Raw genomic sequence first — 20,776 nt, 5'->3', positions numbered from 1 at the left:
AAAACTCCCCAAATAATTGGGAGTTATTTGGATTGTTTAACACCAATTGCTTTAAATATCATTTGCAAAAATGTAAAATGAAATACATTGTAAACAAGGTTTTTTCACAAATATAGTTGGAAAGTTTCCTAAAAAAACGAAAGAACCTTCCATTTTTCAGAAGGTTCAGCATTTGCAGACCTGAAAATAATTAATTGGATGCTATCCGCCGATAAGTGATTGTAAAGCTTTGGCTTTAATGCGCTCATATTCCATCGCGCCGCTCAGCTCTTCCGGAAGCATCACGGTCTTTCTGACATATCTCTCGCGGACAATATCATACAGTTCATAAGGGAACAGCATATCAATAAACATAATTCTTTTTTGTTCCCCGGTTAACGGGGATACTGTCTCATACGCATCGATCATAATATCAAATGTTTCTTGATCCCATGCACCCGTTGTATCCAGAAGCGGGATAATCATTTTTCTAAGGTCGCGAATCGGCAAGTCAAACGACACGGTGTCAAGGTCAATCACCCAAATCTGCCCGTCATTGCCGAGCAGCGTGTTGCCGGTTCCATAGTCTTGATGGCAAAGATTAGGCGCCTTTTTTACATTTGCTGTCCAGGACGGGTAATCCGATGCCATTAGTTTCTTATATGTTTCGTTTCCTTCGGCAATAAACTCGTCGATTGCTTCTAAGTAAAGCTGTGAAAAAGGATCGTCCGGAAAATTTTTGGCATGAAGCTTCCAAGTTTCCATATGCTGGCATCTTTTTACATAATGATTGGGCCAGCGTCCAAGTTTTGTAAAAACAGGTACTCCTGCGGGAGGCTTATATCCTACGGATGCTGTATGAAATTCAGCCAGCCCTTTCATAATAAATTTCAGATCTTCCTTGACCGTCAGCTCAAACGGCCTTCCTTCAATCCAATCATAGACAACAAACAAAAACGGTCCGTATTTTGTAAAGAGCCCGCCATCCTTTGCCGGAATAATTCCCGGTACCCGAAATCCTTTTTTAGCAAGATAATTTTGCGCATTTATTGAAAAGAGAGCTTTTTTTTCAGGTCTGTGGATTCTTTTTAAACAAACAGCACCACCGGGAGTATGGATTTTCCAGACCAGTGCCATTTGCCCGCCTTGAATCAATTCTATCGAAGTAATGGGGATATCCCAGAATTGCATCATTGATTCAGCAAGTTTGGTGAGTTTTTCTTGTTCTTCGACAGTTAAAATGGCTTCACCAGTTTGTTCATTGTTCCCTTCAAAATCATGTTCATTCTCCAAAAGTGTTCACCATCCTCTTCCCTTCTTATTACATAAAGTATGGCAAATCCCTATTCTTGCCCCGGCCGTACAACTATTTTTTAGAAATTTACGTTTGTTTTGTGGTTTTTGCCCTTTTTTATTTTCTTAAAAAGGATTAACTCACCTTGCACTGACAAACCCCGTATCATAGTAGAAACAGAAATCCTATCGTCCATATCAGCGAGAATGGAGGTAACAAATGAAAATTGCTCTCGTTGCTACAGAAAAACTTCCTGTTCCAGCTATCAGGGGTGGAGCAATTCAAATTTATCTGGACTCGGTCGCATCCTATATTGGTAAAACCGAGAATGTTACTGTGATCTCAATTAAAGACCCCGAGCTTCCCGAGACGGAGAAACGTTCAAACGTTCAGTATATTCGCTTCGACCAAGATCGTTATTTGGAAGAACTCACCCGCCACATCAGCGAGGCACAATATGATGTTGTCCACTTATGCAACCGGCCTGCCTGGCTGAATCAGCTGGCCGAAGCTGCACCGAAGACACAATTCGTTTTAAGCGTTCACAACGAAATGTTTGCAGCGGATAAATTATCCGATCAAGAAGGTAAACAGTGTATTTCAGCTGCAGCTAAAATTATCACCGTTAGCGATTACATCGGCAAAACAATTACATCAAGATTTAAGGAAGCACGTGTAAAAACGAAGACGGTCTATTCGGGCGTAGATCTCAGGGAATACCAGCCGGGATGGACGTCTGAAGGCGCTAAAACCCGCAAACTGGTCAGAGGTGAGTTAGGGTTAGCCGAAAAAAAAGTGATCCTATTTGTTGGCCGTCTCAGCAAAGTAAAAGGGCCGCATATTTTGCTGCAAGCCCTCCCGCAAATAATGGAGAATCATCGCGATGCCACGCTTGTTTTTGTCGGTTCAAAATGGTTTGGAGATGATGACATAAACAATTATGTCAAGCATCTTTATACATTGGGTGCCCTATATCCAGACAACGTGACCTTTATCCAATTTGTGAAACCGCGGGACATGCCGGGACTGTACGCCATGTCCGATGTGTTCGTCTGTCCTTCGCAGTGGCAGGAACCGCTTGCACGCGTCCATTATGAAGCAATGGCTGCGGGGCTGCCGATCTTAACAAGCAACAGAGGCGGAAACCCCGAAGTAATTGATGAAGGGAAAAACGGATACATCATTGATGACTTCGAAAATCCGGAAGCGTATGCTATACGACTAAATCAATTATTAGCCGATTCAAAAAAGCGCCTTCAGCTTGGCAAAAACGGGCGTGCAAAAGTAGAAGCGGGTTTCGGATGGCAAACGGTCGCAAATAACCTCATGCAAGTTTACCGGCAAGCCATCAAATTCTGATAAAAAGGGTGAGTTATATGGAAGAATCGAGCCATTCAAACGACAGTTATCTCAAAGGTGTACTGGACCACTACCCTTTTGATGCTGAAGAAATTGTCCTTCTCTCGAATAAGAGCGGCCGGATGACCTGGGAAATCAGCACTGCCGAGGGAGTGAAAATCTTAAAGCAAGCCGAGATGAATCCAAGAAGAATGCTCTATATAGCGGATGCCCACAATCATCTTTATGAAAATGGCTTGCCGATCGTTCCAATTCAAAAAACGACAAATGGCGCTTCATGCCTTGGAATTGGAAACCATGCCTTTGTTGTTTACGATAAAGCCGAAGGAAGCGAAATGACGTACTACAGTAAAGAGCATCTTGCCCAGGCAATGAGGTTCGCTGCTTTGTTTTATCAGGCGTCGAAGGGTTATATCCCTGTGGAAGAAAGCAAAAAACGGGCCAGGGTCAATAAGTGGCAAAAACTGTACAGATGGAAGCTCCAGGAGCTCGAAGGTCATAAAAAGATTGCCCAATCATTGCCGGCAGACCCCTTCTCAATCTTGTTCCTTGAACACGTTGACCAAATGCTTGAACGCGGTTGGAATGCATTGCGGGAGTTGGATGAAGCCCCATTTGTTAACAGCACCGAAAAAGCCTTAATGGAAGGGGGCTTCTGCCAGCAAGACTTTACTTTTGCCCGTTTAATTCAAGTCGGCGGTGAAGCCTTTATGAAGGAGCTGCATTCTATTACACAGGACCTTCCAACAAGGGATATACGGGTGCTCCTTAATAAAGTTATGAAAAAAATGTCGATCTGGGACGATGATTTAGCTATTCATATGCTAAGTGCGTATGACGCGGCCAATCCATTAACAGAAGATCAATACCGGGTGTTATGGACAGATTTATCCTTCCCGCATCTTTTTTGTTCGATCATTCATAAATACTATCTCGGCCAAAAGCGATCCTGGTCAGACGAGAAATATATGTGGGCACTTCAAAACATTACAACCGTTGAAGCGTCTAAAAGTTCATTCCTTCATAACTTTGCGGAAGCCTTCAGCCAAATAAAAAGCATGAGTGGGGGATTGAAAAATGGCTGATAAACGAAGAAACTCCAGCTTTCCAAAGCTTGAACTATCCAAATTTTCTTTCTCGCCCCCCGGACCAATGGGATGGAGTTTTTCTCAATACCAGAATATTCTTGAAAATCCTGCTGACATTGCAAAAAGCAACCTGAACAGTTCAGTGGGCCTTGAAACATGGGAAGGGCAGCAAATTATTGAATATCCGTCCAATCCGGCACAGCAACCAGCTGCCCGCGTAAAAAGCCTGGACTTCAAAGCGGAGCCGGAGCTTGAATATCATACAGAGCCTGAACCTGACGATGTTGACCTGCCTGATGAAAGTTCAATCATCGACTTTACCGAACTAATTACAGATGAGGAACCTATCGAAGAGATCGAGGAAGTCCGGCCAAAGATAAAAATAAGATTCATCATTAACGAAGCAAAAACTGCTGCCTGGATTCCGCCTGAACTGAGGAGATAACAGCAAATGTGCCATGCGGCGACGAACAAAGGCAACAGTATCAGCATATTCTGACAGAAAGTCATTCACATTTAGGAGGCATACAAATGGGATATAATGAAGAAATCAACAACGACTATGAAGTGGAGCTTGAAGAGGAAAGTTACGAATCAAGTGAGGAAACAGAGGGTGAAGAAGCCCAGGAAGAAGGCAGCATTGAGGCTACAAGTAATGAGTTAAGCTGGGAAGCAGAAGACGAAGAAACTGAGGATGAAGAATCCAGCAGTAATTCAAATGAAGAATCCAGCGACGATTCAAATGAAGAAGGCGGAGATGAAGAGTCCAGCGACAATTCGGACGAAGAAAGCGATAATGAGGAATCCAGCAGCGAAGATTCAGGCAATGAGCAGCAAGCAGAAGCAGAAAACGTTGATGAAAATGAAGAATCCGGCGATGAATCAAGTGAGGATGCCGAAGAAGAATCCAATGATGATGAAACAGAAGCCTGATCAATTGTTCATATAAAGCAAGACGTAAACATTTTTATATCGTAAATAGGGACAGCCCAGGAGAATGATGATGCTCCTGGGCTGTCCTTATATAAGCAGCGCATCCATATACACCTTTTCAAGCCGTTCAAAGACATGCTCATAAGTGAAATTCAATTCAACGAGCTTTCGGCCTGCTTTTACATAATGATTTGCTTCAGTTCGATTGGTAAGCAGATAGTCAATCGCCTCGGCAAATCGGTCAGGGTTTTGATAATCATCAATAACAATTCCGTTAAAACCATTGATAATGATTTCGGAATTGCCGCCGCGATTCGTGGTGATAACCGGTATGCCAGCTGCCATCGCTTCGTAATGGACCCTCGCCAGCGGCTCATTCCATTGCGAGCTGCAAACAAAAACATCAGCCATTAAGAAAATCCCGGGTATTTTTTCGGGGGGGATAAATTTAGTGAAAATAATATGCTCCTCTAATGGCTCAGCGAGTTCGTGCAGCATTTTTACATAAGAGTTTACCCGGTTATCGCTGAACCATTTTCCACCTGCAATGACAAGAACAACATCATCGTTTTCAATAACAAGCTTTTCCAATGCATGGATTAATAGATGGGGCCCTTTGTTTTTGCTCAGCCTGCCTGCAAATAAAATGACTTTTTTCCCACCGATATTGTATGTTTCCCTCATTCGTGCCCTTATTGCCGCCCCCTCCTCTGTCCAAACAGGCGGGTAACTTGAAAGGTCGACTCCGGAATAAACAACATCGATTTTTCCTTCAGCTTCCGGAAAGCGGGCTAAAATTTTCTCCTTAATATAGTGGCTTACAGCTGTGAGTCTCGCAGCATACTTGATTGCATCCTTTCCTTCGGCACAGGATAGCTTTTTCTCGGAAAACATATCATTATGAAGGCTTAAAACGATTTTGCTTTTTGGCGATGCTAATTGATATAGCTTTACATTTCGAGGCCGGTTGAAGACATGGATAAGATCAAATTGATGGTTTTTCAGCTCATTGGCAACACTTTCGCGATAGTTTTTTCGCGGAAAGCGGATATACTCGATTTGTCCATTTTTTTCATAGTCAGGCAGCAGCTCCTCATCGGCAACTGAAAAAATCGTCACCTGATGTTTTTCCTGCAAATGCGGGATCACCCCGTCAATCATCATTTGGATGGCCCCGCCCTTCACTGCCGGAGATGGGAGTTTTTCTGTACAAACATAGCCTATCTTCATAGCGAACCATCTCTGTATCTCGTTAAAAAATATCGATATTCCTGTTCAAGTCCCTCTTTTAAAGCGGTTAGCGGATTATATTGCAGCAATTTCTCCGCCTTGGAAATGTCTGCCCAAGTATGCCTCGGTTCCCCGGCGGGCTGGTTTAAAAAGACGAGCTTTGCTTTCTTCCCGGATATTTCTTCTAAAGTCGAAATAATTTCTAAAACTGATGAACGTTCTTTTCCGCCAATATTAATGGTCTCACCAATCATACTCTCTTTATCGATAACAGACGCTGTTGCCATTGCACAGTCGTTTATATAAGTAAAATCCCGTGTTTGCATGCCGTCACCGTACACGGTCAACGGCTCGCCCCTCATCAGCTGATGGATAAACCGGCTAAAAGCCATATCCGGCCTTTGCCGCGGTCCATAGACTGTAAAATAACGGAGAATCACAGTCGGGATCTGATAAAATTTTTGATAAACCCTGCACAAATGCTCGCCGCCGAGTTTCGTTATTCCATACGGGGACAGCGGATGCGGCATCTGGTCTTCGCCGACCCTTCCATCCGTGTCGCCATAGATTGATGAAGTCGACGCATAGACAAATTTTTCGATCTGTTTGCCTTTACACGCCTCCAGTAACCGCTGTGTTGCCAGAATATTATGGTCGGTATACTGGCTGAATTTTTCTCCCCAGCTTGAACGCACTCCGGGAATCGCTGCAAGGTGATAGACGACATCCGCTTCCGCAACCAGATCGTCCAAACGCATCGTCAACAGATTAGCCTTAACAAGTTTAAATTTACGGTGTTGATTTAACAGATTTATATTGTCCTCTTTTAAAGCAGCCGGAGTCGGACCGATAAAACAGTCAATACCGGTCACTTTTTCAACTTCTTGCTTATTTAGAAGCAATTCGCATAAATGGGATCCAATAAAACCAGCTGCTCCAGTAATAAGAACCTTCATCCCGTGCCAACTCCCATACAATGAAATCCAAGCTTTTCAAGTGAATTGGAGTCAAGGCAGTTTCGGCCATCAACAATCAACGTTCCTTTCATCTGCTCTTTTACCCGGCTCCAGTCAAGCTTCATAAATTCAGGCCATTCCGTCGCAACAACAAGGCAATCTGCCCTATCTACACAATCGGCTACGCTTTTTACCTGTACAGCTTTGCCGGATAATTCAGCCGGCAAAAGCGCTTGTGGATCATAGGCGTGAACATGGCAACCATTCTCGATTAGCTTGGCAATGAAGGCGACTGCCTTCGAATATCTTGTGTCATCCGTATTTGGCTTAAATGATATTCCGAGCACCGCTGCCTTTTTTCCTGTGAGCCCCTTTAAAGCTGTTTTCATTTTTTTTATATACAATTCTAATTGCGTATCATTCACCGTTTGTACTGCCTCTAAAATACTTGCGGTAATTTCTTTGGAAACAGCCGCATATTGCAGCGCCTGCAAATCCTTGGGAAAGCATGATCCGCCGAAGCCGATTCCGGCTTGCAGAAATTCCGCACCGATTCTGCGGTCCATGCCAATCCCTTTCGCTACATCGCGGACATCAGCTCCGTAAGCTTCACAAATTCTTGCCATTTCATTTATAAAGGAGACTTTCATCGCTAAAAAAGCGTTGTTCGCATATTTGATCATTTCTGCCCCGGTAAGTGTAGTTGCGATAAAGGGTGCATCAAGTCCATTGTAGATTGCTTTTAATATTTGCAGCGATTTCGTATCGGTTTTCTGCAACCCGGCCACTGTTCTGTCAGCATGGAACATATCATAAACGGCAGAACCCTCTCTTAAAAATTCAGGATTCGAAACGACGGCAAAAAGGTCGCGTTTCACCCCTTTGTCGACCAGCATTTCGATGATATATTCATTGGTCCCAGGTGGGACAGTGCTTTTAGTAATGATTGTTTTATAGGATGTAATATTTTTTGCGAGATCGTCGATAACCGCCTCAATATAGCTTAAATCCGGTGCCCCTCCTTCTGCAGAAGGTGTTCCAACAGTAATAAAAATTATATCGCATTCGGAAATCGCTTTGTCGCTCTCTGTCGTGAATTTTATTTTTCTTTCATTTTTTATCAGCAATTCTCCCAATCCCGGTTCAAAAATGGGAAGCTCCTGCTTTTGAAGCTGCTTGATCTTCTCTAAACTCTTATCCACACATATTAAATTATGGCCTAATTCGGCAAGAACAGCTGTTGTTGTAAGCCCAACGTAGCCGGCCCCAAGCACACATATATTCATTCATATCCCCTCCACCCGCCAATACATTGATATATTGTATTACTGGACAAGAAGGCTGTGTGCCTCTTATCCAGCCCAAAGTTCCATGGATCAACATTTATATTTCAAAAAAAGTTTTCGAACAGAGTATTAATGAATACTATATTAAAAACGGTTTTTAAAAGGGGAAATGGCCTTGATAAGAAAAGCGATCATACCTGCAGCAGGATACGGAACCCGGAACCTCCCAATTACAAAAGTGATTCCAAAGGAAATGTTTCCCGTCGGTGTCAAGCCCGCAATCCACTATGTTGTTGAAGAAGCTTTTCGCTCGGGAATTGACCAAATTTTAATTGTCGTCTCGAAAAGAAAGAATTTAATTGTCGATTATTTTGATCATTCTCTTGAACTGGAAGCTTTTTTAGAAAGGGAAAATAAACAGCATCTCCTTGATCAATATAAAATTCCTGATGGCGAGATTTACTACACGAGACAACCTTATGCGAAAGGGTTGGGGGATGCAATCAGGATCGGGAAAAAGTTTATTGGCGATGAGCCGTTTGCCGTTCTCCTGCCGGATGATATCATACTTGAAGAGGGAATTCCCGGGCTGAAGCAGCTTATCGACGATTATGCCCGGTTTCATTCGAGCGTCATTGGCTTAAATAAAGTGGAAGCACATTTGCTCTCAAGCTATGGAGTCGTTAAAGGAGCGGAAATAGAGGCGGGAATATACAAGCTTGACGATATTGTGGAAAAGCCGAAACAAAATCCCCCTTCCAATCTGGCCGTGCTCGGAAGATACATTTTAACTCCTGCGATATTTAGCCATCTTGAGAATCTGACACCTGGTGCAGGCGGTGAAATCCAACTGACTGACGCCATCAAATCTCTTCTCCAACACGAAAAATGCCTTGGAAAAGTCATTGCAGGCAAGCGCTTTGATATAGGCTCAAATAAAGAATACATTCAACTGCAAAATATGATCAGGAACAGACCGGCATCGCTTTAGGTCAACTGTTCCCGATTTCCTGTTTTTACCCGTTTTCCACTGGATGAAAAGGGTAAATTTTATATATCATATAACATAGGAGCTGATATGGATGACAGGCAAAGATCAAAACAAGGACAATAATTCAGTTGAACAAAACAAAAAGCAGGAAAACAACCAGGATATTGAACCGCAACGCGAGCCTGGAAAGACCCAGGAGAAAGCAAGCAACAAATGACTTTTTACAGCCTGTTTTCGGACAGGCTTTTCTTTATTCTGCGTTTTTAATAGAACTTTGCGGGTAAAGGAAGACAAACGAAGATCGGAGGGAAACAAGATGGCGAAGGATAAAAATGAGCTGGCTAATTTAAAGAAAAATATGGACCATCCAGAACAATATCCAACTGAAAACGAAAGTTTGTTTGACCGCTTTGAAAGCGAAAAAAACGTCGACCCGATCCCAATGGAAGACCTAAAGCAGGAACAGCACGAAGAAAAGGATCATCATAAAACAAAGCAAAACTCATCGACCGAGGAAAAATACAAAGCAGATTATCAAGTTGATAAATAGAGTAGCTCGTAGCTTTTCCCGGCGGATTTCCTTAAGATGTAAAAACAGCTTCCTTACGAACACGAAGGAAGCTTTTATATTGTAGATCCAATGAATTTGGCAAACCTGTCAGCTAATTTTGCTTACAAATCCAAGCCGTGCCGAAATTCGCCGGCCTGTTTTCAGCATTCTCACCTTTAGCTGTTCAAGCCGTTCGTCGGCCATTCGCATCGTTGGCCCGGAGATGCTGACAGCGGCAATGACCCGCCCTAAATGGTCAAAGATTGGCACCGCGATACAGGTAATGCCATACTCATTTTCTTCCAGATCAAGAGCATAGCCGTTTTGCTTTACTTGCGCCAGTTCCTTGAGAAACACTTCCTTATCTGTAATCGTTTTGTTTGTATGCGCAGGCATCCCTTTGCGGCCTATAATATCCAGAACAATATTTGAAGGCAAATGGGCGAGGATCGCTTTTCCTACTGAGGTACAATGCATTGGGGCTCTTTTGCCAACCTTCGAATGCATTCGCAGCGTTTCATTTCCTTCTAATTTTTCAATATAAACAACTTCACCTTGATCATAGACAACGAGATGAATGACCTCATTTGTTTCATTTTCTAATTCCTGTAAATACGGTTTTGCTTCGGCTCTAAGGTCAATTGACTCAAGCAGTTTTGAACTCACTTCCAAAAATTTGTAGCCTAGCTTATAGCGGCCCGTTTCCTGATCCTGCTCCACATATCCGTATTGGACAAGCGTCGACAGGATCCGGTAGACAGAGCTTTTATTAATGTCGATTTGATTGGCTATCTCCGTAACACCGAGCCCGCCTTTTTTCGAACTGATAAGGGTAATGATATCCAGCGCCCGGCTCACGGATTTAACCACATTCTCTCGTTCCATCATCACTCACCTCTAGTGCGGCGCTTTCTTGCAAATATTATAGCACAAACCCATGAAGGCTTTCGCAGCCTATTGGCAAGTTCCTGCTCTTTCTTTTGCAGCGGCAAATGTGTTTTGCAGTGCTCCAATTTCTTTTATCTCACAGCGGATGACATCGCCTGCTTTGACGAACTCGGCTCCAACCGGACTGCCTGTTAAAATAACATCTCCCGGTTTTAATGTCATGACATTTGTCAGATAGGAAATCATTTTCCGAATCGGTACAATCATTAGCTCTGTTGCACTGTTTTGTTTTTCAACATTGTTCAACTTTGCTTCTACCCTGACCGAAAAAGGATCAAGTTCAGTTTCAATCACCGGGCCCAACGGAGTAAACGTGTCAAACGATTTACCGATTGTCCAATGGCCGTCACGATGAAAAAATTGCGGTGCTGTTACATCGTTGCCAACTGTGTACCCAAAAACATAATCCAATACATCGGATTCGGGTATATTCTTTGCTTCTTTCCCGATCACAACGGCTAATTCGGATTCGAATTTCACTTCATCAATCCCTGCTGGTATGACGATTTCCTCATCTGGACCGATAACCGATGAGGTTGGTTTAAAGAAAAACACCGGTATTTCCGGCAGTTCATTTGGAAGCTCATCAACTTTTTCCACGTAATTCGCACCGATTCCAATAATTTGATTCGGAATTAATGGGGCGAGAAGCCGAACGTCGTTTTTTGAAAAGGTTGTACCTGTGTATTCCCATTCTCCAAATATATCACCGTTAATTTCGCTGATCACGTCTTCCCGGATCACTCCTGTGTAAACGGAAGAATTGACTGCAAATCTAGTAAACTTCATGATTGTGCCCCTTTCCAATTGTATCTTTTCGTTATTACAAGATAGGGCATCCTAAGCGAATAGAATGCCCTGATATCTTATAAATCTATTGTTTTACTGCAAACTTGGCCTTCGCTTCGATACGGCGGCGGTGCAGGATCGGTTCGGTGTAGCCGTTTGGCTGTTCATACCCTTTAAAAACCAAATCACAGGCTGCCTGAAATGCTACAGAGCTGTCATAGTCCGGAGCCATTGGCCGGTATTCCGGATCGCCGCTGTTTTGCTTATCGACTACCTTCGCCATCCGCTGCAAAGTTTCCATCACTTGTTCTTTCGTACAAATTCCGTGGTGAAGCCAGTTGGCGACGTGCTGGCTGGATATACGCAGTGTGGCCCTGTCTTCCATCAGCGCGACATTGTTAATATCCGGTACTTTGGAGCAGCCAATTCCCTGCTCCACCCAGCGGACAACATAACCGAGAATTCCCTGGGCGTTGTTATCCAGTTCCTGCTGAATTTCTTCTTTGCTCCACTGAGGATTTTTTTCGACCGGTATTTGCAAAATATCATCCCGCAGGTCGCTGTTTTCTTTCATAAGCTCCTTTTGCACTTCTCCTACATCCACTTGATGATAGTGAAGGGCATGCAAGGTCGCTGCAGTTGGTGAAGGAACCCAGGCTGTATTCGCACCAGCTTTTAAATGTCCGGATTTCTGCTTCAGCATTTCGTCCATCATGTCCGGCATTGCCCACATTCCTTTGCCAACCTGGGCGCGTCCCTGGAAGCCGCTTGACAATCCAGTGATGACATTTGATTTTTCATAACCTTCCAGCCACTTGGAAGATTTCATATCATTCTTGCGGATCATTGGGCCTGCTTCCATCGAAGTGTGGATTTCATCGCCGGTCCGATCGAGGAAACCGGTGTTGATGAAGACAATCCTGTCTTTTACCTCACGAATACAAGCTTTCAAGTTCAATGTAGTGCGGCGTTCCTCGTCCATCACACCAATTTTAAGCGTATTCCGTTCCAGGCCGAGCATATCTTCAACCCGGTCAAACAGTTCATTGGCAAAAGCCACTTCCTCTGAACCGTGCATTTTCGGTTTAACAATATAAACCGATCCTTTTGAAGAGTTTTGATATGGTCCGTTCCCTAACAAGGAATGCTTGGCAAGCAGGCTCGTAATGACTGTATCAAGAATCCCTTCCTGGATCTCGGTTCCATCCTGATCAAGAATCGCATCATTGGTCATCAAGTGCCCAACGTTGCGGACAAACATCAACGAACGACCGGATAAAGTAAATTCTTCTCCGGTGGGGGAAACATAATTGCGGTCAGGATTCAAAGTACGGGTCATCTCTTTATTTCCTTTTGTGAAGGTGGCTGATAAATCTCCCCTCATCAAGCCAAGCCAATTGCGGTATACGAGCACCTTATCTTCAGCATCCACAGCCGTCACCGAGTCCTCGCAATCCATAATTGTCGTCAGCGCCGCTTCGACAAGAATGTCTTTTACGCCCGCTTGGTCTGTTTTGCCGATTGGATGACTGCGGTCGATTTGAATTTCAAAGTGGAGCCCGTTATTTTTCAGCAAAACGGCTGATGGGTTTTCCTGATCTCCCTGATAGCCGGCAAGCTTTTCTTCATCTTTAAGCCCCGTTGTTTGGCCGTCTTTGAGAGACGCCGATAGTTTTCCTTCAACAATCGCATAGCGGGTGACATCCCGATGTGATGCCGCTCTTAGCGGTGCGGCCTGGTCAAGAAAGTTTCTGGCAAATGCAATGACCTTCTCACCGCGGACCGGATTGTATGCTCCGCCAAGCGTGGCGCCATCTTCTTCGCTAATCGCATCCGTGCCATAAAGGGCATCGTACAGGCTTCCCCAGCGGGCATTGGCAGCGTTAATGGCATAACGGCCGTTATTGACCGGGACAACCAATTGCGGTCCGGCTTGAACAGCAACTTCATCATCTACCTTTGAAGTCGTAATCTGAAAATCGTCCGCTTCAGGTTCCAGGTAACCGATTTCCTCCAAAAAGGCTTTATATTGATCAAAATCAAAGCTATTTTCGCGATGCCAGCGATTAATTTTAGCCTGGATCTCATCGCGGCGGGCCAATAATTCTCTGTTTTTTGGAGTCAAATCGCGAACCAGATCATCCAGATCGGACCAAAATTGGTGCTGGTCGACGCCGCTTTCCGGCAGGGCCTCTGAATTAATAAACTCATAGAAAACGCGAGCTACCTGTAGATTGCCTGTTTTTACATAGTCCGTCATTCAATTGCTTCCTCCTTAACATGTCTTTAGACAGCGCTTTCAAACAAACGATAACTTTATTAAGATAAAGATTAAACAAGCTGCCATCTTTTTGTTTGTTATTACGAAACGCTGTTTCAAACATTCTTTAAAAAAAGAATATCATGGAACCTTTCTGTATTTCAATATTTTTCTTAAAATTTCTTAAATTCGAATTATGAGCTCGCCGCTGCTTTCATTTCTGTCTTTATTTCCACACAGCGCGCCGGGGATGGAAACAACTTTCCGGCATTTAAGAGATTTTCAGGATTGAATACTTCGCGAATATCTGTCTGTGCTTTTATTTCAGCATCGCTAAAAACAAAGCGCATCTCCTCTCTTTTTTCAATGCCAACGCCGTGTTCACCCGTGATCGTCCCGCCAACAGCGGCGCACGCTTGCAGACATGCACTGCCAGCCTCAAGCGCCTTTTCTGTTTCACCCGGCTTACGCGCATCAAAAAGAACAAGCGGATGCAAATTGCCGTCTCCGGCATGAAAAATATTGGCGATACGCAGACCTGATTCTTCACTGATCTGATTGATCCTGCTTAATACTTCCGGCAGCTTGCTGCGCGGAATCACTCCGTCCTGGACCAGATAATCTGGCGATATCGCGCCCATTGCACCAAATCCGGTTTTGCGGTTTGCCCACCAGCGCGCTCTTTCGAGTTCGTCGCGGGCGGCTCTCACTTCACGGACGTTTCTGTTTTTGCAGACCTGAAGAATTTGGTTGATTTGCTCATCGATCCCGGCAGAAATTCCATCAACCTCAATCAACAATAGCGCGGCAATGTCTTTCGGGTGCCCGACAGGAAAGGCAGCTGCTTCGACAGCCTCGATTGCTGTTTTATCCATCATTTCAAGGGCAGCCGGAACGATACCTGCCGAGATAATATCGGAAACAGCCTGGCTTCCATCTGATACACGATCAAAATAAGCAAGCACCGTTTGTTTTGCTTCCGGATTTTTCAAAATCCGCACGGTTATTTTTGTGACGATCCCGAGCGTCCCTTCAGATCCCGTTAACAGCCCGAGCAAATCGTATCCAGGTGCATCAGGAATTCCATTCTGTCCTAATTCAATGATTTCCCCGTTTGGCAGAACGACCTCCAATCCGAGAATATGATTGGTCGTAACCCCGTATTTTAAACAGTGGGCCCCTCCGGCATTTTCAGCAACATTTCCGCCAATGGTACAGCAGTATTGGCTTGATGGATCCGGCGCATAATAATAACCTTTATCAGAAATCGAATTCGTCAGCTTTAAGTTCACAAAACCGGGTTCAACTACCGCACGCCGGTTCTCGAGGTCCACGCTTAACAGCCGTTTCATTCTTGCCAGGCTAATGATGACCTCGCCATTGATCGGGATTGCCCCGCCACTTAAACCCGTGCCGGCCCCCCGTGCGAGAAAAGGCAATTGGTGCTTTGAGCAGTATTTAACGAGCTTTGCCACTTCCTCTGTATTCTTTGGGAAAACTACCGCTTTCGGCAAATGCTTATGAATCGTAAAGCCATCGCAATCGTAGGCAAGCAGGTCCTCTTTATGGTAAAGGATCGAGCAGCTGTCACCGACAATGCTTGCCAAACCTTGAATATGAGGATCGTTTGTTTTTAACCCTTTAACAGCCATTACTTTTCCCCCTCCAGCTCCGCTTCTTTTTGATACGCCCAATCGAGCAGCTGGACAGTATGGACAATTTTTTGATTCCTGCCGTACTTTTGGACGCCAATTGCCATTTGCAGCATGCAACCCGGGTTCCCCATTGAAATCATCTCAACGTCATCAGGAACATTCTCCATTTTGCTGTCGAGGACGGCACCCGCCATTTCCGGATTGGTAATATTGTAAATGCCGGCACTCCCGCAGCAGCGGTCAGCATTCGGCATATGGACCATTTCGACACCAGGAATATCGAGCAGGATGTTGCGCGGTTCAGTGCGCACTCCCTGGCCATGTGCGAGGTGGCATGCATCATGGTAGGTGATCCTTGTGTTGATGGCTGCTTTTGGTTTCTCATACCCGGCATCATGATGATATTTTGCAATATCCTCAACCTTGGCGGAAAACTCTTTTGCTTTCTCATGCCATTCCGGGTCTTCCCTGAACAGCTCGGGATACTCCTTCAGCATGCAGCCACAGCCGGCCGCATTCACAATTACTTTATCGGAATCTTTGAAAGCTTCGATGTTTTGTTTTGCCAGCTTCCTCCCTGTTTCCCTGTCGCCGGCGTGGACATGGAGCGCCCCGCAGCATGTTTGCTCGTTTGGGATTATGACGTCGTTTCCATTGCGCGTTAAAACATTAATCGTTGCTTGATTAATATCGCTGAACATCACATCCATGACGCAGCCCGTCAAAAAAGCCACTTCATTCTTTGTTTCACCCTTCGCTTTAATGATGCGTTCATCTTTGTATTTTTTACGGACCGGCTCTTTGATTTCCGGCATGATCGCTTCCATTTCAGCAAAATGCCGGGGCATCACATTAATCAGCTTCGTTTTGCGGACAGCCTTTTGAATGCCGCTTTTTTGGTAAAATTTCAACAGGCTTCCGAGAGAGTTCAAGCGGTTATGGTGGGGAAATAAACCTTGGAGAAAAAACTTGCTGACCATTCCTTTCCAGCCCGAAAGCGGCATCGCCTGGCGAATTTGTCCGCGTGCCTCTTCGATCAGGCCGCCAACATCAACATCTGCAGGACAGGCCGTTGTACATGCGCGACAATCCAGACAGGCAAAAACAGGGTCCATAAATTGTTCATTTACCTCGAGCTTTCCTTCGGCCACTGATTTAATCAAGTGGACTCGTCCGCGCGGCGAGTGTTGCTCCTGGCCGGTCAGTTCATAGGTTGGGCACGACTCTAAACACATTCCACAGTGAACACAATCCGCCCATTTATTTTCATCAGGATGATCATTCCAAAGGTAATTGCTTAAGCTTTTTGATGTACAAGCCGGGTCCTGAGTTAAATCAAACTCTCTTAAACTCATTTTTATATCCCTCCCACGAACCGATTCGGATTGAGAACTCTGTTCGGATCAATCTTTTCCTTTATTCCTTCCAACAGGAAGAAATATGAAGGCTTACCACCCCAAACATCAACTTGCTGGCGAAGAGCAAAAGGCAAATGTTTCACAACCACATAGCCGCTCAAGTTTGAAACATAGTCTCTTAATTGATCAATAGCCGCAACGACATCTTCGCTTCCCCCGCTTAAGTTTATATGGCACAATCCATGCCCGAATCCGCCGTGCGCTTCGATTTTCAGATTGTAAGACTCTTGCAAAAGCACGCTTTCTTTGATGACGTTAAGAACATCAAGGTTGACCACACCGATTTTCACAGCAGCTTCTGTGCTGTTACCATCAGGGGTGCGTGTTCCATTCGGGGCGATCGCATAAAACTGATCCCAAAACGCCCGTGCTGCTGATTGTTGAAGAACTTGAAGATCAGTATCTGCCGGCTTAATGCTTTTAATATAATGTTCTTGATAATAGACAGAGCTTTCAACATCCTCAAGACTGATTGCCACCGTGTTATGCTTGCGTCCGATTAGCCTGGCTGATAATGAGGGGTTCAGTAGTTCAAGTGAGACGGGCTCCATCGTTGAGTCGAGCAGGCGAATCACAAATTGCCGAATCTCTTCATCACTTCCATTTGGAAAGGAAATGAGAATCAGACTTTCGAATTTTGCAATGGGACGGAGCTTTACGGTCACTTCTGAAACAACGCCAAGCGTCCCCATTGCACCGATAAACAATTTGTTCATATCATAACCGGCGACATTTTTCACAACTTTCCCCCCTGTGCGGATAACCGACCCGTCGGGATAAACAATGCGGAGTCCGATAACTGCGTCCCGTGCAGATCCGTAGCCAAGCCGCTTGGGACCGCTTTCGTTCGCAGCAATAATACCGCCGATTGTTGCAAGTTCTGGCAATGCTGGATCCAGCGCAATTCTTTGCTTATAGGGCTTTAAATAATCCTGTATTTCCTTAAATGTAGTACCTGCTTTAACGGTTAAGGTCATGTCGCCGGCAGTATGCTCGACAATCCCTTTATAATTTGCTAAAGACAGGAGAATATCACAAGCTTTCGTTAAGCCGCCAAACCCTCTCTTCGTGCCTCCGCCCTCAATCGCCACTTTTTTTCGATGATCATTCGCATACTTTAAAACAGCTGAGATTTCTTCCTCTGAAACCGGGAACACATGACATTGTCCGCCATTTCCAAAATAATGACCTGGATTCGAATCCATCATTATTCGTTCTTCAGGTAAAATCGCTTTCAAATCTGTTAATAATTCTGCCGTAAGCAAATCTGCCACCTCCTTGTTTCGTAGTAACAAACAACGTTTTCTGCCATTCGCTAAAAATGACATCTTTTCGCCTGCTAATCTTATCCTGATTTACAATCCTGTTGAGTGCCGGTGAATTTTGCTTTTCAAAAGTTCGTTTTCGACAAAGTCCAAATGCCGGATCATAACCCGGTTGGCTGCGTCAGGATCTTGCACTTTAATTGCTTCATAAATTTGTTTATGCTGTTTCTTAATTTTAATTACAGTTGATGGATTTGTTTGAATATAATGATGAAAATCTATCATTGCTTTTTTTGTCGTTGCAGCAATCATGTGCAGCAGCTCAATCAATATTTCATTTCCGGAGGATTTGGCAATCGCCAGATGAAATTGGTAATCAGCTTCCCATTCAATGGCTGTTTGATTGAATATCGCATCTTCCATCTCGCGCAAATTTTCGGTGGAACGATTTGAAGCAGCCATTCCAGCGATGCCCGGTTCCAATAATTTTCTTACTTCAAACAGTTTGCCAATATCATAGTTACTTGGGATTGCCATCCGATGGTTGAATAATTTCGACGTGTCAAATTCACAAATATAAGTGCCTTCCCCCTGCTTTACAAAAACAGTTCCTTTTCCTTTAAGAGTAGTAATCGCATCACGGACTGCCGATCGTCCCACACCGAACAGATCACAAAGTTCGCGGACAGAAGGAAGTTTTTCGCCCGCTTGAAACTCACCTGAGTCAATCAGCTTTTCAATTCCTTCGACAACTAATTCAGAGACTTTCTTCGTTGGTATTTTTTCTACATTCACAACCTCGCCTCCATTCCTTTCACATATCACATATCCGACATGTTACCGCTTACAATTTATTAAAACATCTTTTTTATTTATTTTCAATCAATATTTAGAATTTACGAAATAATTTGAAATCAGTTGCTTGAATACTGGTTTTTTTAATTGAAAAAGAGAGCAGTTTGCTCTCTTTTCTTGACGAGTTCGGCTATTTCATAAAAGGAGGTTTACTTTTTTGCAGCTCTGGGTATTAAAACATTGGGCTTGTTAATAACATACGACTATTTTCCTATTAAAGTCTTTTTCAACTTCAAACATGATTTTATCTTTTCAACATGGTTTAAAACTCAATTTGATCTTTTTTTGATTTTGTTATATTTAGTTTTTGAAGCAAACATCTATAGTGATTAGGGAAAATCATTGTGGGCGTATCGGAACCATGTTATTATCATTAAAATAGGACTTTTTTCATGATCAGGAGTTTTTTATCTATGGTTACAGAATATGATCATTTACTTTATATTAAAGAAATTGGAAATTTATTGGACGAATATAAAAAGTGCAGTGATCCAAATATCCAACAGCATATTTATAAAGACATCGTTCTTTTATGCGAGGCATTAATAGAAGATTAAGCCGGGTTGGGACACGCGGCACAAGCTGAAGGCTACCTTATCATTTAGGTAGCCAAAGCCATTTCGTGGCTATTTAATTTTCAAACCAGTTCGGTGATCTATCGCTAAATTATCTTGTTGTTGTTCCGGATTGGCTTGCTAATTGTGACTGAGCTGTTGCTACAAGCCGTTTTGTGATTTCTCCACCAACAGAGCCGTTAACGCGTGAGAGTTGATCGGCCCCAAGTTGGACCCCGAATTCAGTAGCAATTTCGTATTTCAATTGATCGATGGCTTGTTGAGCCCCTTGAACCAAAAGGCTTCGATTTCCGCCACTTCTTCTCGCCATATACTTCACCTCCTTCTCTGTTCTTAATTTCTCATCAAAAAAAATTACTCATACCTTGTAAATATTGGAGCACGCTAAAGAAGCCAGGAACAAATGTTCATGGCTTAACTTCTGTCCTATTTTGTGATTGTCCTGTTTTACAGCATTTGCCCATATTGTTGTTGCTGAAGCTGACGGGCCATCAGTTCAATTTGCTGGCATAATTGAGTAGCATTTTGTTCTGCAATAGTCAAATACTGAAGTTGGCTGGCTATACCATCTTGAGGATAAGCTTGCATTTGCATACCTGTTTGTGCCTGCAATTGTTGAAGTTGTTGTGCGTTACGCTGTTCCTGGAACTGAAGCTGGCGGGCAATCTGTTGAATTTGTTGAAGCTGGACCTGAACTTGTTGTGCTGCTTGTTGAATTCGGTGTGGCATTTTTAATTCCTCCATGACTGTTTTGTAATAAGCATCCAAAAGATAGCATGACCCTTGTTCAAAAAACTTATGCAAAAAATTTAGCACGGTTTTTGGAATCATTTCTCCCGGACGTCATGATGATAAACATATACAGCTAAAGATAAGTTCTTTCACAAGCATTATGTCGCGCATTGTTTCACGAAATATATGATTCTGACCGCAAAATGATATTAGTGCAGAATCGTTTCTTCCATATTAAGAGTAAATGTTTTTGAGAAGCGCAAATCGCCTAAATGCTGATTCGAAAAAAATAAAAAAAAGGGTATAAAAAATAAAATAAAACGAAATCTATAGTTGTTGCTTAACACAATTCAAGGAGGAATGAGAATGTATCAAGCAGCTCAACAAGTAGGAAGACAAGGACAATACGGTGTCGGCGCTATGGGTCCACAAGCCGTCTTTCAACCGGGATTTGCCGGTACTGATGCCAATCAGGTAAGACAGGATATCTTTGGAACCATGGTGGGAGACGGTTTCACCCAGCAAGCTGGAGGCTTGCAAGGCGGCATGGTGGCTGGAGGCTTGCAAGATGGTTTTCAGATAAGACGCGGCATGCAAGGTTCGCCTCAAATGG

General features: G+C 43.8%; 21 protein-coding genes and 1 pseudogene. 9 read left to right on the top strand and 13 right to left on the bottom strand.

Translation table 11 applies throughout. The features are described from left to right. Window positions 1–201: 201 nt before the first annotated feature. Window positions 202–1,272, bottom strand: a complete 1,071-nt coding sequence (locus CU633_RS17515) for a CotS family spore coat protein (protein WP_257958976.1) — start codon at window positions 1,270–1,272, stop codon at window positions 202–204. Between the two features lie 220 nt (window positions 1,273–1,492). On the opposite strand from CU633_RS17515, the gene CU633_RS17510 reads away from it, so the two are divergent. The 4 genes from CU633_RS17510 to CU633_RS17495 all read left to right on the top strand — a co-directional run bounded on the left by CU633_RS17510 (window position 1,493) and on the right by CU633_RS17495 (window position 4,653). Further along, window positions 1,493–2,632 (top strand): glycosyltransferase family 4 protein, encoded by a 1,140-nt coding sequence (locus tag CU633_RS17510; RefSeq protein ID WP_101661872.1) that lies wholly within the window; start codon window positions 1,493–1,495, stop codon window positions 2,630–2,632. Window positions 2,633–2,649: 17 nt separating this feature from the next. Further along, on the top strand, window positions 2,650–3,717 hold the full coding sequence (locus CU633_RS17505) for a CotS family spore coat protein (protein WP_101661871.1): 1,068 nt from the start codon (window positions 2,650–2,652) through the stop codon (window positions 3,715–3,717). Next, window positions 3,710–4,165, top strand: coding sequence for a hypothetical protein (locus CU633_RS17500; protein WP_101661870.1), 456 nt, complete (start codon window positions 3,710–3,712; stop codon window positions 4,163–4,165). The genes CU633_RS17505 and CU633_RS17500 overlap by 8 nt, the downstream gene beginning before the upstream one ends. Window positions 4,166–4,251: 86 nt before the next feature. Next, window positions 4,252–4,653 carry a hypothetical protein gene (locus CU633_RS17495; protein WP_101661869.1) on the top strand — a complete coding sequence of 134 codons (402 nt, stop codon included), beginning with the start codon at window positions 4,252–4,254 and terminating at the stop codon, window positions 4,651–4,653. An 87-nt stretch (window positions 4,654–4,740) separates the two neighbouring features. Here the strand turns inward: CU633_RS17495 and CU633_RS17490 are convergent, their stop codons facing one another. Genes CU633_RS17490 through CU633_RS17480 form a run of 3 tightly spaced genes read right to left on the bottom strand, consistent with a single transcriptional unit; the run spans window position 4,741 to window position 8,125 of the window. After that, on the bottom strand, window positions 4,741–5,883 hold the full coding sequence (locus tag CU633_RS17490) for a glycosyltransferase family 4 protein (protein ID WP_101661868.1): 1,143 nt from the start codon (window positions 5,881–5,883) through the stop codon (window positions 4,741–4,743). After that, window positions 5,880–6,839 (bottom strand): NAD-dependent epimerase/dehydratase family protein, encoded by a 960-nt coding sequence (locus CU633_RS17485; protein WP_101661867.1) that lies wholly within the window; start codon window positions 6,837–6,839, stop codon window positions 5,880–5,882. The genes CU633_RS17490 and CU633_RS17485 overlap by 4 nt, the downstream gene beginning before the upstream one ends. Beyond that, entirely contained in the window at window positions 6,836–8,125 is a 1,290-nt protein-coding gene (locus tag CU633_RS17480) for a UDP-glucose dehydrogenase family protein (protein WP_101661866.1), read from the bottom strand. The genes CU633_RS17485 and CU633_RS17480 overlap by 4 nt, the downstream gene beginning before the upstream one ends. 175 nt (window positions 8,126–8,300) lie before the next feature. On the opposite strand from CU633_RS17480, the gene CU633_RS17475 reads away from it, so the two are divergent. The 3 genes from CU633_RS17475 (at window position 8,301) to CU633_RS17465 (ending at window position 9,666) form a co-directional block, all read left to right on the top strand. After that, window positions 8,301–9,116, top strand: a complete 816-nt coding sequence (locus CU633_RS17475; RefSeq protein WP_101661865.1) for a UTP--glucose-1-phosphate uridylyltransferase — start codon at window positions 8,301–8,303, stop codon at window positions 9,114–9,116. 91 nt (window positions 9,117–9,207) lie between these two features. Continuing rightward, complete coding sequence (locus CU633_RS17470) at window positions 9,208–9,333, top strand: 3-methyladenine DNA glycosylase (protein WP_101661864.1); 126 nt, start codon at window positions 9,208–9,210, stop codon at window positions 9,331–9,333. Window positions 9,334–9,432: 99 nt separating this feature from the next. Next, window positions 9,433–9,666 (top strand): hypothetical protein, encoded by a 234-nt coding sequence (locus CU633_RS17465; protein ID WP_101661863.1) that lies wholly within the window; start codon window positions 9,433–9,435, stop codon window positions 9,664–9,666. 108 nt (window positions 9,667–9,774) lie between these two features. Here the strand turns inward: CU633_RS17465 and CU633_RS17460 are convergent, their stop codons facing one another. From CU633_RS17460 to CU633_RS17430, 7 genes are all read right to left on the bottom strand, one after another. Continuing rightward, window positions 9,775–10,551 (bottom strand): IclR family transcriptional regulator, encoded by a 777-nt coding sequence (locus tag CU633_RS17460; RefSeq protein ID WP_101661862.1) that lies wholly within the window; start codon window positions 10,549–10,551, stop codon window positions 9,775–9,777. Between the two features lie 69 nt (window positions 10,552–10,620). Then, complete coding sequence (locus CU633_RS17455) at window positions 10,621–11,403, bottom strand: fumarylacetoacetate hydrolase family protein (protein ID WP_101661861.1); 783 nt, start codon at window positions 11,401–11,403, stop codon at window positions 10,621–10,623. Between the two features lie 85 nt (window positions 11,404–11,488). Continuing rightward, on the bottom strand, window positions 11,489–13,663 hold the full coding sequence (locus CU633_RS17450; protein ID WP_101661860.1) for a malate synthase G: 2,175 nt from the start codon (window positions 13,661–13,663) through the stop codon (window positions 11,489–11,491). A gap of 194 nt (window positions 13,664–13,857) precedes the next feature. Then, on the bottom strand, window positions 13,858–15,315 hold the full coding sequence (locus tag CU633_RS17445) for an FAD-linked oxidase C-terminal domain-containing protein (protein ID WP_101661859.1): 1,458 nt from the start codon (window positions 15,313–15,315) through the stop codon (window positions 13,858–13,860). Next, window positions 15,315–16,673, bottom strand: a complete 1,359-nt coding sequence (locus CU633_RS17440; protein WP_101661858.1) for a (Fe-S)-binding protein — start codon at window positions 16,671–16,673, stop codon at window positions 15,315–15,317. Before CU633_RS17440 ends, CU633_RS17445 begins: the two co-directional genes overlap by 1 nt. Window positions 16,674–16,675: 2 nt before the next feature. Beyond that, window positions 16,676–18,001 carry an FAD-binding oxidoreductase gene (locus CU633_RS17435; protein ID WP_101661857.1) on the bottom strand — a complete coding sequence of 442 codons (1,326 nt, stop codon included), beginning with the start codon at window positions 17,999–18,001 and terminating at the stop codon, window positions 16,676–16,678. A 90-nt stretch (window positions 18,002–18,091) separates the two neighbouring features. Next, complete coding sequence (locus tag CU633_RS17430; RefSeq protein WP_101661856.1) at window positions 18,092–18,796, bottom strand: FadR/GntR family transcriptional regulator; 705 nt, start codon at window positions 18,794–18,796, stop codon at window positions 18,092–18,094. A gap of 473 nt (window positions 18,797–19,269) precedes the next feature. Between CU633_RS17430 and CU633_RS22960 the strand changes: the two genes are divergently transcribed. After that, complete coding sequence (locus tag CU633_RS22960; protein WP_180955017.1) at window positions 19,270–19,413, top strand: hypothetical protein; 144 nt, start codon at window positions 19,270–19,272, stop codon at window positions 19,411–19,413. Between the two features lie 109 nt (window positions 19,414–19,522). On the opposite strand, the gene CU633_RS17425 is transcribed toward CU633_RS22960, so the two are convergent. Then, a complete protein-coding gene (locus tag CU633_RS17425) occupies window positions 19,523–19,741 on the bottom strand; it encodes an alpha/beta-type small acid-soluble spore protein (RefSeq protein WP_101661855.1) in 219 nt (72 codons plus the stop codon). A gap of 137 nt (window positions 19,742–19,878) precedes the next feature. Next, complete coding sequence (locus CU633_RS17420) at window positions 19,879–20,262, bottom strand: hypothetical protein (protein ID WP_257958971.1); 384 nt, start codon at window positions 20,260–20,262, stop codon at window positions 19,879–19,881. A 267-nt stretch (window positions 20,263–20,529) separates the two neighbouring features. Between CU633_RS17420 and CU633_RS17415 the strand changes: the two are divergent. Beyond that, window positions 20,530–20,776: pseudogene (locus CU633_RS17415) on the top strand (hypothetical protein); the annotation flags it as partial.

The sequence above is a fragment of the Bacillus sp. V3-13 genome (assembly GCF_002860165.1).
GTDB lineage: Bacteria > Bacillota > Bacilli > Bacillales > Cytobacillaceae > Bacillus_BJ.
The sequence above is the reverse complement of the archived record's forward strand: the minus strand, read 5'-3'. Positions and strand labels throughout refer to the sequence as shown.

Coding starts and splice junctions, on each gene's coding strand:
- CU633_RS17480 (WP_101661866.1), bottom strand. CDS start 8,125: ATGAATATATGTGTGCTTGGGGCCGGCTACGTTGGGCTTACAACAACA.
- CU633_RS17440 (WP_101661858.1), bottom strand. CDS start 16,673: ATGAGTTTAAGAGAGTTTGATTTAACTCAGGACCCGGCTTGTACATCA.
- CU633_RS22960 (WP_180955017.1), top strand. CDS start 19,270: ATGGTTACAGAATATGATCATTTACTTTATATTAAAGAAATTGGAAAT.
- CU633_RS17495 (WP_101661869.1), top strand. CDS start 4,252: ATGGGATATAATGAAGAAATCAACAACGACTATGAAGTGGAGCTTGAA.
- CU633_RS17490 (WP_101661868.1), bottom strand. CDS start 5,883: ATGAAGATAGGCTATGTTTGTACAGAAAAACTCCCATCTCCGGCAGTG.
- CU633_RS17450 (WP_101661860.1), bottom strand. CDS start 13,663: ATGACGGACTATGTAAAAACAGGCAATCTACAGGTAGCTCGCGTTTTC.
- CU633_RS17445 (WP_101661859.1), bottom strand. CDS start 15,315: ATGGCTGTTAAAGGGTTAAAAACAAACGATCCTCATATTCAAGGTTTG.
- CU633_RS17420 (WP_257958971.1), bottom strand. CDS start 20,262: ATGATTCCAAAAACCGTGCTAAATTTTTTGCATAAGTTTTTTGAACAA.
- CU633_RS17425 (WP_101661855.1), bottom strand. CDS start 19,741: ATGGCGAGAAGAAGTGGCGGAAATCGAAGCCTTTTGGTTCAAGGGGCT.
- CU633_RS17470 (WP_101661864.1), top strand. CDS start 9,208: ATGACAGGCAAAGATCAAAACAAGGACAATAATTCAGTTGAACAAAAC.
- CU633_RS17485 (WP_101661867.1), bottom strand. CDS start 6,839: ATGAAGGTTCTTATTACTGGAGCAGCTGGTTTTATTGGATCCCATTTA.
- CU633_RS17500 (WP_101661870.1), top strand. CDS start 3,710: ATGGCTGATAAACGAAGAAACTCCAGCTTTCCAAAGCTTGAACTATCC.
- CU633_RS17465 (WP_101661863.1), top strand. CDS start 9,433: ATGGCGAAGGATAAAAATGAGCTGGCTAATTTAAAGAAAAATATGGAC.
- CU633_RS17460 (WP_101661862.1), bottom strand. CDS start 10,551: ATGGAACGAGAGAATGTGGTTAAATCCGTGAGCCGGGCGCTGGATATC.
- CU633_RS17505 (WP_101661871.1), top strand. CDS start 2,650: ATGGAAGAATCGAGCCATTCAAACGACAGTTATCTCAAAGGTGTACTG.
- CU633_RS17510 (WP_101661872.1), top strand. CDS start 1,493: ATGAAAATTGCTCTCGTTGCTACAGAAAAACTTCCTGTTCCAGCTATC.
- CU633_RS17455 (WP_101661861.1), bottom strand. CDS start 11,403: ATGAAGTTTACTAGATTTGCAGTCAATTCTTCCGTTTACACAGGAGTG.